Below are 16,009 nucleotides of genomic sequence, written 5' to 3' on the forward strand. Positions count from 1 at the left end.
TGCCCGTCTTAATTCTTGGGCTTCTTCTTTTTCTTGTTCGACGAGCTGTCGTCCGTCGTCGTGGCCGCGCTGTCGGTCGTCGATGCGCTGCTCGCCGATGCCGGGTCGGCAGCCGTGCTGTCATAGGTCGACGGGGCGGCCGGATCGGCTGCCGGTGCTGGTGCCGTGGTCGCCGCCGGATCGCCTGCCGGCGCCGGCAGGGTCGTGGTCGACTGGTCGGGCGCGCCGGTCTGGGCGGGGGCCGTCGTCTGGGCAGTGGCGCCAGTCGCCAGCAGGGTGGCGGCAGTCAAGCTCAAGATCATCTTCATGCTAGATCCTTTCCGATTTCGCAGGATCAGAGATAGGAAGCGGTATGGCCGGTGTCATCGTGGAAGCGGCAAGGCGTGACAAATCGAGGATATGGCGATGATCCTGATATAATATGATGATTGCTTGTAGAATGCCGTGAAATAGCCGCCAAGGATATGATCCGGCGGTAAAAGATCGGAGGGAATGTGATCGGATCCTGCCGATGTTGCTTTCCGATTTGTCGAACCGGTGCAGGGAGCGTCCGCCGCTTTCGGGGCTGCGACCATGGCCTGCCATGGTCTATCGCGCGCCGGAGCAAGGAAGCGAGGACATCATGACGGTACAGTTGTTCGGAATCCGGTCGTGCGACACGATGCGCAAGGCCATGGCGTGGCTGGAAGCGGCAGGCGTGTCGTACGCCTTCCACGATTACAAGAAAGAGGGCGCCGATGCGGATATGGTCCGCGGCTGGGTGGATCGGCTGGGCTGGGAGGCCGTCCTCAATCGCGCCGGCACGACCTTCCGCAAGCTGCCGGAGGCGGAGCGGACCGGGCTGGACGCGGACAGGGCGGTGGCGCTGATGCTCGCCCAGCCGTCGATGATCCGGCGGCCGATGCTGGTGCACGGCGCCGTACTGGAGGCGGGGTTCAAGCCGGACCGCTACGCGGCGATCTTCGGATAGCGAAGGGGGCGGCGACGGCATCGCTTCCCCGGCTCGTCATCCCGTGAAAGGCGGGGATCTCCGGAGGAACGCACCGCCCAGGCCCCGCGTCACCCCCGCCAACCCTGTCCTACGCACCCCGCGCCATGGCATACCCGCCGCATGACCCGGCATCCCCTTCATCCCCGCGCTCGCCGTCCCTCAACATTCGCCGTCCGAACCCGTCACAGTCCGCAACTTCCTCAACATTCGCGCGGGCAGATCAGGCGTTATCAACCACTTGCCGTCTCAACATTCGCCGCGCTGGCCGTGGCCGGCACCGCGCGCTAGAACCTTCGGCCATGTCCACGACCTATACGATCGACACCGCCACCAGCCGCGCCAATCCCACGCCGGCCCCGCTGAAGCGGTTGACGATCCCCACCATCCGCGCGCGCAAGGCGGACGGCGCCACCGCCGATCCGCTGGTGATGCTGACCGCCTATACGGTCCGCACCGCCCAGCTGCTCGATCCGCACTGCGACATGCTGCTGGTCGGCGACAGCCTGGGACAGGTGGTCTACGGCCTGCCGTCGACCGTGCCGGTCACGCTCGACATGATGGCGGCGCACGGGGCGGCGGTGGTCCGCGGCAGCTGGCACGCGGTCGTCGTCGTCGACATGCCGTTCGGCAGCTACGAGACCTCGCCCGAAAAGGCGTTCGAGAGTGCGGCGTGGCTGTTGAAGCAGACCGGCGCCGCCGCGGTGAAGCTGGAGGGCGGGGAGGCGATGGCGCCCACCGTCCGCTTCCTCACCGATCGCGGCATTCCGGTGATGGGCCATGTCGGCCTGACGCCGCAGGCGGTGAACGTGCTGGGCGGCTACGGCGCGCGCGGTCGCACCGCGGCGGAGGCGGACAAGATCGCCGCCGATGCCCGCGCGGTCGCCGATGCCGGCGCGTTCGCGATCGTGGTCGAGGGGGTGGTGGAGCCGATCGCGATCGCAATCACCCGCGATCTGCCGTGCCCGATCATCGGCATCGGCGCGTCGGCCCGGTGCGACGGGCAGGTGCTGGTGGCAGAGGACATGCTGGGCCTGTTCGACCGGGTGCCCCGCTTCGTGAAGAAGTACGACGATCTCGGCACCCGCATCGGCGACGCCGCCGCCCGCTATGCCGCCGAGGTGCGCGAGCGGTCGTTTCCCGGGACGGAACAGGTCTATGCGCCCAGAAGCTGACCCGCTTCCGTTTCGACGCGCGTCCGGCTAAGGGCGCTGGTCGCCCATCCGATCCCGATCGATTTTTCCCGGAGCCGTTCCTTGGCGCTGTCGCCCGAATCCAATGAAGCTTTCCTGCGCGAAGTCGATGACGAGGTGCGCCGCGACCAGCTGACCAGCTTCTGGAAGCGCTGGGGCCTGTGGATCGGCGCGGCGGTGGTCCTCGGGCTGGCGGCGTTCGGCGCCTATCTGTTCTGGCAGCACCGCCAGCGCGAGACGGCGGGGCAGGAGGGCGAGCAGCTTCAGGCCGCGTTCGATGCGCTCGGCACCGGCCAGGCCGCGAAGGCGACGCCGATCCTGGCCGAGCTGGCGGGCTCCAGCCGCGACGGTTACCGCGCGCTGGCCAAGTTCAGCCAAGCCGACGTGCTCCTGCGCGCCAACGATCTGAAGGGTGCTGCCGCCAAGTTCGCGGAGGTGGCGAACGATGCCGGTCTGGCGCAGCCGTTCCGCGATCTGGCGCTGATCCGCCAGACGGCGGCCGAATACGATACGCTGCGCCCGCAGGTCGTCGTCGACCGGCTGCTGCCGCTGGCGGTCCCCGGCAATCCATGGCTCGGCAGCGCCGGCGAGATGGTCGCGCTGTCGCAGCTGCGCCTCGGCCAGCGCGGTCCCGCCGGACAGCTGTTCGGCCAGATCGCCCGGGACGAGGGCGCACCTGAGTCGATCCGTCAACGTGCGGTTCAGATGGCCTCCGTACTGGGTGTCGACGCGACCCCGGCAAAGTCGCCGCTCAATCAGGACGGTCCCTCGCAATGACGAAGCATTTTCGCGCGCCCGTGATGGTCGCCGCGCTGATGGCGCTCAGCGCCTGCGGCATCTTCAAGGGCGGCGGTCCCAAGAAGACGCCTACGGTCGGCCAGCGCGTGCCGATCCTGGCCTCGGAGAACGGCGTGGCGACCGATCCGGCCATGGCCGAGATGGCGGTGACCCTGCCGGCGCCGGAGGCCAACGCGGCCTGGGCGCAGCCGGGCGGCAACGGCCCCAAGTCGATGGGTCAGCTGGCGCTGGGTGCCAGCCCGGCACGGCTGTGGCAGGTGACGATCGCCGGCGGTTCCCCGCGGGAGCGGCTGGCCGCATCGCCGGTGATGGCCGACGGCAAGCTGTTCGTCGTCGACGTCAACGCCACGCTCCATGCCCTGTCCGCCGATACCGGCGCGACGCTGTGGACCGCCAGCCTGCCTGCCGACGCCCAGAACCGCCCGGCGCGGTTCGGTGGCGGCGTCAGCTATGACGACGGCAAGGTCTATGCCACCGACGGGCTCGGCGACGTCGTCGCCCTGAACGCCGCGGACGGCAAGGAAGTCTGGCGCGCCAAGCCCGGCGGCCCGCTGCGCGGCGCACCGTCGATCGATGGCGGCGACGGCGTCCTCTACGTCTTGACCCAGGACAACCAGATCTTCGCGCTCAGCCTGGCAGAGGGCAAGGTGCAGTGGGCGCAATCGGGTACGCTGGAGACGCAGGGCGTGTTCGGCGTCGCCGCGCCTGCGGTCAGCCAGGGCTCCGTCGTCGCCGGCTTTTCGTCGGGCGAACTGTCCGCCTATCGGTACGAGAATGGTCGCGTGCTGTGGCAGGATGCGCTGTCGCGGAGTTCGACGACGACCGCGGTCGGCAGCCTCGCCGATATCGACGCCTCGCCGGTGGTCGATCAGGGCCGCGTCTATGCGGTCGGTCAGGGTGGACGCATGGTCGCCCTCGAACTGTCGACCGGTCAGCGGCTGTGGGAACAGAATCTTGCCGGTATCTCGACGCCGTGGGTCGCGGGCGACTGGCTGTTCGTGATGACCGACGACGCCCGTCTCGCCTGCCTGTCGCGCGCCAGCGGCAAGGCGCGCTGGATCGCGCAGCTGCCCCGCTTCCGCAACCAGAAGAAGAAGTCGGGGCCGATCACCTGGTTCGGCCCGGTGCTGGCCGGCGGCCGGCTGGTACTGACCAACTCGGAGGGAGAGATCGTCTCCGCCTCCACCACCGACGGCAGCGTCGTGCAGACCGTGGATACCAAGGTTCCCTTCGCCCTGCCGCCGATCGTCGCCAACCAGACGCTCTACACGCTCGACCAGAAGGGCCGGGTGACGGCGTACCGATAGGACGCGGTCACCGGGCGCCGGCTGGCGTTTTCCGTTAAAGGCGCATCATGCCCAAGCTTCCCGTGGTCGCGATCGTCGGCCGGCCCAATGTCGGCAAGTCGACTCTCTTCAACCGCCTCGTCGGCAAGAAGCTGGCGCTGGTCGACGACCGTCCCGGCGTGACCCGCGACCGGCGGGAGGGTGACGCGCACCTGATCGGGCTCGACTTCCGCGTCATCGATACCGCCGGCTACGAGGATCACGACGCCCAGACCCTGCCCGGCCGCATGCGCCTTCAGACGGAGGCGGCGATCGGTCAGGCCGATGTCGCGCTGTTCCTCTTCGACGCCCGCGCCGGCATCGTGCCCCTCGACGAGGAGATCGCCCGCTGGCTGCGCCAGTCGTCCACCCCCGTCGTCCTCGCCGCCAACAAGGCCGAGGGGCGCGCCGGCGAGCAGGGGATCCTCGAATCGCTGAACCTGGGGTTCGGCGATCCGGTGCAGCTGTCGGCCGAGCATGGCGAGGGCATGGGCGACCTGTTCGAGGCGCTGTTGCCGCACCTCGAGGGCAAGGTGACCGAGGACGAGGAGGAAGACGACGATCGCCCCGATGCGCCGCTGAAGCTGGCGATCGTCGGCCGCCCCAATGCGGGCAAGTCGACGCTGATCAACCGGATGCTGGGCGAGGATCGCCTGATCACCGGTCCCGAAGCCGGGATCACCCGCGATTCGATCGCGGTCGACTGGGTGTGGACCGATCTGGGCGGCGGCACCCACCCGGTGAAGCTGATCGACACCGCCGGCATGCGCAAGCGCGCCAAGGTGCAGGACAAGCTGGAGAAGATGTCGGTTGCCGACGGGCTCCACGCGGTCGATTTCGCCGAGGTCGTGGTGCTGCTGCTCGATGCGACGCTGGGGCTGGAGGCGCAGGACCTGCGCATCGCCGACCGCGTCCTGCAAGAGGGGCGGGCGCTGGTGATCGCGCTGAACAAGTGGGACGTCGCCGAGAACGCATCGTCGCTGTTCAACGGCGTGAAGAAGGCGCTGGAGGATGGGTTGAGCCAGGTGAAGGGCGTCACCGTCATCACCGTGTCCGCCGCCACCGGCAAGGGCGTCGACCAGTTGATGGGCGCGGCGTTTGAAGTGCGCGATGCCTGGTCGAAGCGGGTCGGCACCGGCGAGCTGAACCGCTGGTTCGAACGCGCGATCGAGGCCAATCCGCCACCCGCACCCGGCGGCAAGCGCATCAAGATGCGCTACGTCACGCAGGTGAAGACACGGCCGCCCAGCTTCGTGATCTTCGGAACGCGGGTCGACCAGTTGCCCGCCAGCTACGAACGCTATCTCGTCAATTCGATGCGCAAGGAACTGGGATTCGGGGCAGTGCCCGTGCGCGTCATGATGCGCGCGCCCAAGAACCCGTTCGACAACAAGGACTGACCACTCCTACCTTCGTCGCAGCGGCAACGGCCTGTTTACCTCCCCGCACTACGACGCGACCGGATAGATGAGTTCCAGCCGGAGTTGTGCCGTGTCGTTCGAGGGAAGCACATTGGTGGATTGGGCGGCCTATGGCGCCGCCCGCGCCGAGCTGGGTAGCGGGTTCGTCCGCATCCTCGGCTATTTTCGCGAGGACGGGGTCAAGTCCGTCGCCGCGATCGAGGCGGCGATGCGGGCCGGCCAGTCCGCCGCGCTGGTGATCCCCGCCCACACGCTGAAGGGAGAGGCGCGGCAGTTCGGGGCGGAGCCGCTGGCGACGCTGGCCGAGACGATCGAGGTCATCGCGCGCGACTGCGTCGAGCGTCAGGACACGCCCGAACAGGCGCTGGAAGACGTCACCAAGCTGCGCCCGCTGTTCGAGGAGACGCTGGCCCTGCTGGAGCGGGAAGCGAGTCCGCTGGTCGCGCGGCGCCCCGTGACGCCGGGCGTGGGCGGCTTCGGTCGCCGCGCGGTACCGTCGGGTCAGTGACGGCGGCGTAGCGGCTGCCACTCGGCACGGGCCAGGCTGCGCCACAGCCATTCGAGCGGGCCATAGCGATAGCGGCGGAGCCATGGTTCGCTCCATGCCAGCATGACGAGCCACGCTGCCGGTGCCAGCAGGTAAAGCGAGGCGCGGCTCCACGTACCGAACTGGGAAAGGCCCCAGCCGAACACGAACGTCATCGCGATGCTGGTGGCCAGATAGTTGGTGAATGCCGCCCTGCCGGCGGCGGCGATACGCGTGGTCAGCCGACCAGCCGACCGCATCGACAGCATGACCAATGCAGCGATGCCGAACACGCCCGTGATCCTGAAGGGTGCCGTGGTGACGAGCGCGTTGGCGTAAACCCATTCCATCGCGAAATCGTGACGCATCGTCAGGATGCCCGCCGCGGCATATGCGGGCAACGCGGTGCCGAGGCCGACGATCGCCCAGCGGCGATAGCGTGCCCGCGGCCAGACGCCGGTCAGGAAGCCGTTGCGATAGGCCGCCATGCCGAGCAGCATCGTCCCGATCGTCTGCGGGCCGATGACGATGAGGGCCTGGAGCGGGCCCATGTCGTGATGCCAGCGCCACGCGACGCCGGTGGCATACCCGCCACGGTACGCGGCCGCCTCGCTGGCGAGCTCGCTGGCGGGGGGCGTGCCGAAGGCGGTGGCGAAGCCGTTCCATGTCGCGATCGCCTCGGGCGTGTCTCGGCCAGCGCTGTCGATCAGGACCTGTAGCCCGGCCGCCGACAGGATCGTGCCGAGGACGAGGAGGCCGATGCCGATCGTCGCGAGCGGTGTCGCGCGGAGGCGGGCGAAGGGATAGGCCAGCATCCCGCACAGGGCGTAGTGCGCCAGGATGTCACCCCACCAGATCAGATAGAGGTGGAACAGGCCGATCACGAACAGTGTCGCCATGCGGGCCATGTGGACCGACACGGGCTTCTCGCCGGCAACGGCGGCGCGGTCGATGACGAGCAGCATCGAGGCGCCGAAGAGGAGCGAGAACAGGCCGCGCATCTTGCCTTCGATCAGCACGAAGTTGGCGAACCACAGCGCGAGATCGGCAGGGCCGGTGCCGCCGGCGGCCATCGGCGAGAAATAGGCGGCCTCGGGCAGGGCGAAGGCGGGGAGGTTGGCGGCGAGGATGCCCATCACCGCCACCCCCCGGATCACATCCAGCGTCAGGAGGCGCTCGCCCTCAGGCAAGGGCGGCGTCCGCCCCCATCAGCGCCGGGAAGAAGCCCTCGTGCGCGCGGCGCAGATCGTCGAGCGCCACCACATCGTCGCGGTCCGGCCGTTCGAAGATCAGGCGGCGACCGCCGGTGCGGCCCTGCGGCTCCACCTCGACCCCGGCGGCATGCGCGGCACCGAGGAAGTCGAGCAGGGCATGGTCATGGACGGTCACGATGTAGACGCCCTGATCCTCTGCGAAGAAACTGCGCGCGCAATCAAAGGGTTGCTTGCGATCGATCATCGCGCCGACATCGCCGGCCAAGGCCATTTCGGCAATCGCGACGGCAACACCGCCGTCCGACACGTCGTGACAGGCGGTGACCTGGCCGCCGCGGATCGCGGTGCGGACGAAGTCGCCGGTGCGGCGCTCGGCGGCGAGGTCGACGGGCGGGGGCGGCCCTTCCTCCCGGCCATGGCATTCGCGCAGCCAGAGCGACTGGCCGAGATGGCCGCCGCGGGTGCCGACCGCGAGGATGATGTCGCCGGTGCCCTTGAACGCGATCGTGACGTTCTTCCGCCAGTCGGGCAGCAGGCCGATCGCGCCGATCGCGGGCGTCGGCAGGATGGCGGAGCCGCCGCCGGTCGCCTTGGATTCGTTGTAGAGCGAGACGTTGCCGGACACGATCGGGAAGTCGAGCGTGCGGCAGGCGTCGCTCATCCCCTCCAGGCAGCCGACGATCTGGCCCATGATTTCGGGGCGTTGCGGGTTCGCGAAGTTCAGGCAGTTGGTGACCGCCAGCGGATCGGCCCCGACCGCGGTCAGGTTGCGCCATGCCTCCGCCACCGCCTGGCGCCCGCCCTCGACCGGGTCGGCGAAGCAGTAGCGCGGGGTGCAGTCGGTGGTGATGCCCAGCGCCTTGTCGGTGCCGTGGACGCGGACCACGGCGGCGTCGCCACCGGGGCGCTGGACGGTGTCGGCGCCGACCATGTGGTCGTACTGCTCCCAGATCCAGCGGCGGCTGGCGATGTCGGGCGAGCCCATCAGCGTCAGCAGGTCAGCGGCGATGTCCTTCGATCCGGGCACGTTCGCCAGCGGCGCGGGCTTCGGCGTCGGGACATGCGGACGATCATAGAGCGGCGCGTCGTCGGCAAGGGGGCCGAGCGGGATGTCGCAGACCGTCTCGCCCCTGAAGGTCAGCACCATGCGGCCGGTATCGGTGACGCGACCGATGACGGCGAAATCGAGTTCCCACTTGCGGAAGATCGCCTCCGCCTCGGCCTCGCGACCGGGCTTCAGCACCATCAGCATCCGCTCCTGCGATTCCGACAGCATCATCTCATAGGGGGTCATGCCCTCTTCACGCTGGGGCACGTCGTCCATCACCAGTTCGATGCCGACGCCGCCCTTCGACGCCATCTCGACCGAGGAGGAGGTGAGGCCGGCGGCGCCCATATCCTGGATGGCGACGATCACGTCGGTCGCCATGAGTTCCAGACATGCTTCGATCAGGAGCTTTTCGGTGAAGGGATCGCCGACCTGCACGGTGGGGCGCTTCGCGTCCGCATCCTCGCCGAAGTCCGCCGAGGCCATGGTCGCGCCGTGGATGCCGTCGCGCCCGGTCTTCGAGCCGACATAGACGATCGGATTGCCGATGCCGGATGCGGCCGAATAGAAGATTTTGTCGGTATCGGCGATGCCCACGGTCATCGCGTTGACGAGGATGTTGCCGTCATACGCCTTGTGGAAGTTCACCTCGCCGCCGACGGTGGGAACGCCGACGCAATTGCCATAGCCGCCGATGCCGGCGACGACACCGGAGATGAGGTGGCGCATCTTCGGGTGGTCGGGCCGGCCGAAGCGGAGCGCGTTCATGTTGGCGATCGGCCGCGCGCCCATCGTGAACACGTCGCGCAGGATGCCGCCGACGCCGGTCGCCGCCCCCTGATAGGGTTCGATGTAGGATGGGTGGTTGTGCGACTCCATCTTGAAGATCGCGGCCTGCCCGTCGCCGATATCGACCACGCCGGCATTCTCGCCCGGGCCGCAGATAACCTGCGGGCCGGTGGTAGGCAGTTTCTTCAGGTGGATGCGGCTGGATTTATAGCTGCAATGCTCGGACCACATGACCGAGAAGATGCCGAGTTCGACCAGGTTCGGCTCGCGGCCGAGCGCGTGGAGGACGCGGTCATATTCGTCCGCGGACAGGCCGTGTTCGGCGACGATCTCGGGCGTGATCTGGCTCATGCGCGGGCCATAGCGGGGCGGCACGCGCGCGTCACCCCGGCGGGTGCGGATGGGCGCGAATGTTGAGGAAGTTGCGGGTTGCGAAGGGTTGCGGCCGGTTCGGGTTTAGGGCGGTTGTCGTGCTCGTTCAACGGGATGGCCAAAATGGGCGCGATGATGCGAGACGAGAATGTTGCGACAAGATTACTGTCGTAAGGGCGATTGTTGAGACGGTGACGGGCGGGGGCGGGCATGGCGGGAGGATACACCCGGAGGGTGGGCGTAGGACAGGGTGGGGTGTGTAGGGCATCGATTCCATCTGCCGTCGCCCCGGACTTGATCCGGGGTCCAGCGGTCTGCGCCGGCCGCGGTGAAAGCGGGACCCCGGATCAAGTCCGGGGTGACGGTTCGAACGGCGCGGCGTTTGTGGAAGTGCTCCACCCCCGGCCCCCTCCCCTGAAGGGGAGTTTTGTCGGCTGGCAAATCGCCATAGCCGGCCGGTAGCGATCCGGCGTAAGACTTCGGCATGGCCGGCATCATCGATCGTTTCCTGCCGGCGAGGCGCTGGACGCCGGGGCGCTACCGCGCGCTGCTCAGGGCACGCGGGCCGCGGTCGGTGCAGTTCCGGACGCGGGCGGCGATCCTGAGCGGCGCGATCCTGGTCGGGATCGTCGCCACGCTGTTCGCCGAAGCATCCGACCGGGCAGGCGGCGCCTTCGCCCGCTATGCCCGGGCGTGGCACTGGCTGCCGCTGGCGACCACGCCGCTGACCTTCATGGCGCTGATCTGGATCACGCGGCGCTTCGCCCCGCTGGCACGCGGATCGGGCATCCCGCAGGTGATCGCCGCGCAGGCGGATCCCAACGGCGCCATCCGATCGCTGATCTCGATCCGTACGGTGGCGGCGAAGGCGGTGCTGACGATCGGCGCGGTGCTGGGCGGCGCATCGGTGGGGCGAGAGGGGCCGACGGTGCAGCTGGCGGCGGCGGTGATGGGGCTGACCCACCGGATCGTGCGCGTGCCGCTGCGCGGGGGTGTGGTGATCGCCGGCGGGGCGGCGGGCGTCGCGGCGGCGTTCAACACGCCGCTTGCCGGGCTGTTGTTCGCGATCGAGGAACTGGCATCCGCGTACGAACAGCGGGTGACGCTGCTGGTACTGGCCGCGATCGTCATCGCGGGCATGGTCGCCCAGTCGGTACAGGGCGACTATATCTATTTCGGGGCGATCGGCGCGCACCTGCCGCTGCTGTCGGCGCTGATGGTGGCACCGGTCGCCGGCGTGGCGGGGGGCATGGCGGGCGGATGCTTCTCGCGGATCGTGCTCACCATGGCGCTGGGCCGCAACCAGGTGACGCAGTGGGCGCGCGTGCATCCGGTGACGTTCGCCGGGCTGTGCGGCGGCGTCGTCGCGCTGCTCGGCGTGTTCACCGGACTGACCTGGGGCACCGGGTATCCGGCGGCGCGGGCGATGATCGTCGGGGTGGATGCGCCGCTATGGTTCGGCCCGGCCAAGCTGGTCGCCACCGCGGCGACGGCGATCGCCGGGCTGCCCGGCGGCATCTTCGCCCCGTCGCTGGCGGTGGGAGCCGGGGTCGGCAACCTGCTGCGCGAGGCATTCCCGGGCGAGCCGGCCAGCGCGGTCGTGATCCTGGGCATGGTCGCCTATTTCACCGGGGTGGTGCGCGCGCCGCTGACCGCGGTCATCATCCTGTCGGAGACGACCGCCAGCCGCGGGCTGATGCTGCCGATGTTCGCGACGGCGTTCATCGCCGATGCCGCGAGCCAGTGGATGTGCCGGGAAAAGCTGTACCACGGCCTGTCGCGGACGTTCGCGATGGAGGTGGCGGGGAAGGCAGGGTGAGGGTGGGGTCGTGGGGCTGGCGGCTGACCATGTCTCTGCCTCTACGGTCCGTGCAGTCGTCAGGGTTTCAAGGTGCGGTCGTCGCCTGCGGCCGAAACGTGGCCTGTCCGATTTGAGGTTCCTTCCCGGCGAAGGCCGGGGTCCAGTCGGGTGGTCGTCGTAACGATGCGCGGCGTGCCTCTCTGCCGTCCCCCGACTGGGCCCCGGCCTTCGCCGGAGAGGTGGTGGTGGGGCGGCTGGGAGGTGCGAGCCCTGACCCGACCGGGATTGCGTTCGAGGGTGCCGGGAAGCTTGGGCAGCAGTCGGGCACGATGCTGCGATCAGTCCAGCATGACATAGCGGGTCTTTCCGACGAGGGCCATCCAAGCTGGGGCACCTCCCCGGCGAAGGCCGGGGTCCAGTCGGGATGGCCGTCGTGACGATGCGCGGCGTGCCTCTCTGCCATCCCCCGACCGGCCCCCGGCCTTCGCCGGGGTAGTGGGGTGGCGACCGGCTAGGCCGCGACCGACTCCACTTCGGCGGGCAGGCGGATCATGTAGTCGAAGGAAGATAGCGACGCCTTCGACCCCTCGCCCATGGCGATCACGATCTGCTTGAAGGGGACGGTGGTCACGTCGCCGGCGGCGAAGATGCCGGGGATCGAGGTTTCGCAGCGGTCGTCGATCTCGATCTCGCCGTGCAGCGTCATCGCGACCGTGTCCTTCAGCCATTCGGTGTTGGGGACGAGGCCGATCTGGACGAATACACCCTCGAGATCGACCTGATGGACGGTGCCGTGGTTGCGGTCCTTCCACGTCAGGCCGGTCACCCGCTCGCCGTCGCCGGTCACCTCGGTGGTGAGCGCGGAGGTGACGATGCTGACATTGCGGAGGGTGGCGAGCTTGCGCTGGAGCACCGCATCCGCCTTCAGGTCCGACGCATATTCGACCAGCGTGACGTGGGCGACGAGGCCGGCGAGATCGATCGCCGCCTCGACGCCCGAATTGCCGCCGCCGATCACCGCCACGCGCTTGCCGCGGAACAGCGGGCCGTCGCAGTGCGGGCAATAGGTGACGCCCTTGTTCCGGTACGCGTCCTCGCCCGGCACGTTCATCGAGCGCCAGCGCGCGCCGGTCGACAGGATGACGGTGCGCGCCTTCAGCGTGGCGCCGCTTTCGAGGCGCACCTCGTGCAGGCCGCCGGGGCTGCGGGCCGGCGTCAGCTTCTCGGCGCGTTGCAGGTTCATCACGTCGACGCCGTATTCGGCGACGTGCGCCTCCAGCTGCTGGACGAGCTTCGGCCCCTCGGTGTGCTGCACCGAGATGAAGTTCTCGATCGACATGGTGTCGAGGACCTGACCGCCGAACCGCTCGGCGGCGATGCCGGTGCGGATGCCCTTGCGCGCGGCGTAGATGGCCGCCGATGCGCCGGCCGGGCCGCCACCGACGACGAGCACGTCGAACGGGTCCTTGGCGGCGATCGTCGCGGCGGTGCGGGCGCCGGCGCCGGTATCGAGTTTCGCCAGGATCTGCTCGACCTCCATGCGCCCCTGCGCGAAGGGCTCGCCGTTCAGGAAGATGGCGGGGACCGACAGGATGTTGCGGGCGGCGACCTCGTCCTGGAACAGCCCGCCCTCGATCGCGGTGTGGCGGATGCGCGGGTTGATGGTGCTCATGACGTTCAGCGCCTGCACCACGTCGGGGCAGTTCTGGCAGGTGAGCGAGAAATAGGTCTCGAACAGATAGTCGCCGTCCAGCGCGCGGATCTGCCCGATCACGTCGTCGGACAGCCTGGGCGGATGGCCGCCGACCTGCAGGAGGGCGAGGACCAGCGAGGTGAATTCATGGCCGAGCGGGATGCCGGCGAAGCGGACCGCGACGTCGGTGCCGGTGCGGCGGATCAGGAAGGACGGCCGGCGCGCGTCGTCGTCGGCATTCGTGACCGACACCTTGTCGGACAGGGCCGCGATCTCGCCCAGCAACTCGACCATCTCGCGCGATTTCGCACCGTCGTCGACGGTGGCGACGAGTTCGATCGGCTGGCGGATATTGGCGAGGTAGGTCTTCAGCTGGGTCTTGAGATTGACGTCGAGCACGGACGGCCTCCGTTGTCGTTCTTGGATGGAAACGGATCCGGGCGGAGGCGAGCCCCCGCCCGGCGCCGGTCAGATCTTGCCGACGAGATCGAGCGAGGGGGCGAGCGTGGTCTCACCCTCTTCCCACTTGGCCGGGCACACTTCGCCCGGGTGGGCGGCGATGTACTGGGCGGCCTTGATCTTGCGGAGCAGCTCCATCGCGTTGCGGCCGACGCCCTCGCTGGTGATCTCCATCAGCTGCACCACGCCGTCGGGATCGACGACGAAGGTGCCGCGGTCGGCCAGGCCCTGACCCTCGCGCATCACGCCGAAATTATTGGTGACGACGCCCGCCGGGTCACCCAGCATGGTGTAGGCGATCTTGCCGATCGCCGGCGAGCTGTCGTGCCATGCCTTGTGGCTGAAATGCGTGTCGGTCGAGACGCTGTACACCTCGACGCCCATTTTCTGGAAGGTGGCGTAGTTGTCGGCCAGATCCTCCAGCTCGGTCGGGCAGACGAAGGTGAAGTCGGCCGGGTAGAAGAAGAAGACCGCCCACTTGCCGAGAACATCGGTGTCCGAGACGGTCAGGAACTTGCCCGCCTTGAACGCCTGGACGGTGAAGGGCTTCAGCTGGCTACCGATGATCGACATGCATGGAACTCCATTGTGCAGTGCAGTGTGGAGTCCATGTAGGATGCCGCAGTGCAGCGATAAAGCCGATTATCGCTGCCAGCTTGAGTGGAAATTCCGATCAGGCGAACGGTGGCTGGTGATGGCCGGCGGGGCTGAGCGTGAAGATCTCGCAGCCCGTATCGGTGATGCCGATCGAATGCTCGAACTGCGCGGACAGCGAGCGGTCGCGGGTGACGGCGGTCCAGCCATCGTCGAGCAGCTTCACGTCGGGACGGCCGATGTTGATCATCGGTTCGATCGTGAAGATCATGCCCGGCTTCAGCTCGGGGCCGGTGCCGGGGCGGCCGACATGGACGACCTCCGGCGCGTCGTGGAACAGGCGACCCAGGCCATGGCCGCAGAAGTCGCGGACGACGCCGTAGCGGTGCCGCTCGGCATGGGTCTGGATGGCGTGGGCGACGTCGCCCATCCGGTTGCCGGGCCGCGCCTGCTCGATGCCGAGCATCAGGCACTCGTACGTCACCTCGACCAGCCGGCGCGCCTTCAGCGGCACGTCGCCGATCAGGTACATGCGGCTGGTGTCGCCGTGCCAGCCATCGACGATCGGGGTGACGTCGACATTGACGATGTCGCCCGATTTTAGCGTCTTCTCCGACGGAATGCCGTGGCAGACGACGTGGTTGATCGAGATGCAGGTGGAATGCGAATAGCCGCGATAGCCGAGCGTCGCCGGCACGCCGCCGCCCGCCAGCACGAAGTCGTAGATCAGCCGGTCGATTTCCGCCGTGGTGACGCCGGGCACCATATGGGGGACGAGCATGTCCAGCGTCTCGGCGGCGAGGCGCCCGGCCTTGTGCATGCCGGCGAAGGCGGCGGGGCCGTGGAGCTTGATCGCGCCGGTGCGGCCGAGCGGGGCATCGGAGGTGACGGTTACGTAATCGGTCATGGCGGGGCATATAACGTGGCGGCGGCGATTTTGCGAGGCTATGGCGAGGCCATGGCAAGCGAACGCATCTGGACCGCCGCGCTGATCGTCATCGGCGACGAGATCCTGTCCGGGCGGACGCAGGATCGCAACATCGCGCAGCTGGCGGCCTGGCTGAACGTGCAGGGCATCCGGCTGGCCGAGGTGCGCGTGGTCGGCGACCGAGAGGACGCGATCGTCGAGGCGGTGAACGCGCTGCGCGCCCGCAACGACTATCTGTTCACGACCGGCGGCATCGGGCCGACGCACGACGACATCACGGTCGACGCGATCGCCGCCGCACTGGGCGTGCCGGCGGTGCATCATCCCAAAGCGATGCGGGTGCTGGAGGCGTATTACGCGACGCGCGGCGGCCTGACCGAGGCGCGGGCGCGGATGGCGCGGGTGCCGGAGGGCGCCGGGCTGATCGAGAACCGCGTCTCGGGCGCGCCGGGCATCCGGATCGGCAACATCTTCATCATGGCGGGCGTGCCGCACATCACCGCGGGCATGCTCGACACGCTGACCGGCACGCTGGAAGGCGGTCGCCCGGTGGTGTCGAAGACGATCGGCTGCTGGGTGGCGGAGAGCGAGGTCGCCGACCTGCTGCGCACGACCGAGAAGCGGTTCGAGGGGGTGGCGATCGGCAGCTATCCGTTCTTTCGCGAGGGGCGGACGGGAGCGAATTTCGTCGCGCGCAGCCCGGACGAGGCGGTGGTCGACGCCTGTCTGGCGGACCTGACCGCGGCGCTGGAGAGCGAGGGGCGGGAGGTTACCGCGGGCGGGATCTAGCGCCGCTCGTGTTCCCGCGAAGGCGGGGACACAGTGCTGGGCTCCCGCCTTCGCGGGAGCACGGGGTTGCG

General features: G+C 68.7%; 14 protein-coding genes. 8 read left to right on the forward strand and 6 right to left on the reverse strand.

The features are described 5' to 3' along the window. Positions 1 to 8: 8 nt before the first annotated feature. Positions 9 to 308, reverse strand: coding sequence for a hypothetical protein (locus ABC319_RS15900; RefSeq protein WP_413071157.1), 300 nt, complete (start codon positions 306 to 308; stop codon positions 9 to 11). A 314-nt stretch (positions 309 to 622) separates the two neighbouring features. Here ABC319_RS15900 and ABC319_RS15905 point away from each other — a divergent pair, with 314 nt between their 5' ends. From ABC319_RS15905 to ABC319_RS15930, 6 genes are all read left to right on the forward strand, one after another. Then, positions 623 to 970: an arsenate reductase gene (locus tag ABC319_RS15905; RefSeq protein ID WP_413071158.1), complete on the forward strand. Its 348-nt coding sequence runs from the start codon at positions 623 to 625 to the stop codon at positions 968 to 970. Between the two features lie 320 nt (positions 971 to 1,290). Beyond that, positions 1,291 to 2,163 (forward strand): 3-methyl-2-oxobutanoate hydroxymethyltransferase, encoded by an 873-nt coding sequence (gene panB, locus ABC319_RS15910; protein ID WP_413071159.1) that lies wholly within the window; start codon positions 1,291 to 1,293, stop codon positions 2,161 to 2,163. A gap of 81 nt (positions 2,164 to 2,244) precedes the next feature. Beyond that, entirely contained in the window at positions 2,245 to 2,958 is a 714-nt protein-coding gene (locus ABC319_RS15915; protein ID WP_413071160.1) for a tetratricopeptide repeat protein, read from the forward strand. Beyond that, positions 2,955 to 4,286: an outer membrane protein assembly factor BamB family protein gene (locus ABC319_RS15920; RefSeq protein ID WP_413071161.1), complete on the forward strand. Its 1,332-nt coding sequence runs from the start codon at positions 2,955 to 2,957 to the stop codon at positions 4,284 to 4,286. The genes ABC319_RS15915 and ABC319_RS15920 overlap by 4 nt, the downstream gene beginning before the upstream one ends. Positions 4,287 to 4,333: 47 nt before the next feature. After that, positions 4,334 to 5,704 carry a ribosome biogenesis GTPase Der gene (der, locus tag ABC319_RS15925; RefSeq protein ID WP_413071162.1) on the forward strand — a complete coding sequence of 457 codons (1,371 nt, stop codon included), beginning with the start codon at positions 4,334 to 4,336 and terminating at the stop codon, positions 5,702 to 5,704. Positions 5,705 to 5,795: 91 nt separating this feature from the next. Beyond that, positions 5,796 to 6,233: an Hpt domain-containing protein gene (locus ABC319_RS15930; protein ID WP_413071163.1), complete on the forward strand. Its 438-nt coding sequence runs from the start codon at positions 5,796 to 5,798 to the stop codon at positions 6,231 to 6,233. Here ABC319_RS15930 and ABC319_RS15935 read toward each other — a convergent pair. Then, positions 6,227 to 7,441: a DUF418 domain-containing protein gene (locus ABC319_RS15935; protein WP_413071164.1), complete on the reverse strand. Its 1,215-nt coding sequence runs from the start codon at positions 7,439 to 7,441 to the stop codon at positions 6,227 to 6,229. The genes ABC319_RS15930 and ABC319_RS15935 overlap by 7 nt on opposite strands. Beyond that, complete coding sequence (gene purL, locus ABC319_RS15940; RefSeq protein WP_413071165.1) at positions 7,434 to 9,653, reverse strand: phosphoribosylformylglycinamidine synthase subunit PurL; 2,220 nt, start codon at positions 9,651 to 9,653, stop codon at positions 7,434 to 7,436. Before purL ends, ABC319_RS15935 begins: the two co-directional genes overlap by 8 nt. A gap of 505 nt (positions 9,654 to 10,158) precedes the next feature. Here purL and ABC319_RS15945 point away from each other — a divergent pair. Next, a complete protein-coding gene (locus ABC319_RS15945) occupies positions 10,159 to 11,493 on the forward strand; it encodes a chloride channel protein (RefSeq protein ID WP_413071166.1) in 1,335 nt (444 codons plus the stop codon). Positions 11,494 to 11,986: 493 nt separating this feature from the next. Here the strand turns inward: ABC319_RS15945 and ahpF are convergent, their stop codons facing one another. From ahpF to map, 3 genes are all read right to left on the reverse strand, one after another. Next, positions 11,987 to 13,567: an alkyl hydroperoxide reductase subunit F gene (gene ahpF / locus ABC319_RS15950; RefSeq protein WP_413071167.1), complete on the reverse strand. Its 1,581-nt coding sequence runs from the start codon at positions 13,565 to 13,567 to the stop codon at positions 11,987 to 11,989. Between the two features lie 69 nt (positions 13,568 to 13,636). Continuing rightward, on the reverse strand, positions 13,637 to 14,200 hold the full coding sequence (gene ahpC / locus ABC319_RS15955; protein WP_413071168.1) for an alkyl hydroperoxide reductase subunit C: 564 nt from the start codon (positions 14,198 to 14,200) through the stop codon (positions 13,637 to 13,639). A 100-nt stretch (positions 14,201 to 14,300) separates the two neighbouring features. After that, a complete protein-coding gene (gene map, locus ABC319_RS15960) occupies positions 14,301 to 15,128 on the reverse strand; it encodes a type I methionyl aminopeptidase (protein ID WP_413071169.1) in 828 nt (275 codons plus the stop codon). A 51-nt stretch (positions 15,129 to 15,179) separates the two neighbouring features. On the opposite strand from map, the gene ABC319_RS15965 reads away from it, so the two are divergent. Continuing rightward, positions 15,180 to 15,938, forward strand: a complete 759-nt coding sequence (locus ABC319_RS15965; RefSeq protein WP_413071170.1) for a competence/damage-inducible protein A — start codon at positions 15,180 to 15,182, stop codon at positions 15,936 to 15,938. Positions 15,939 to 16,009: the final 71 nt, after the last annotated feature.

It is taken from the genome of Sphingomonas phoenicis (assembly GCF_047238005.1).
GTDB lineage: Bacteria > Pseudomonadota > Alphaproteobacteria > Sphingomonadales > Sphingomonadaceae > Sphingomonas.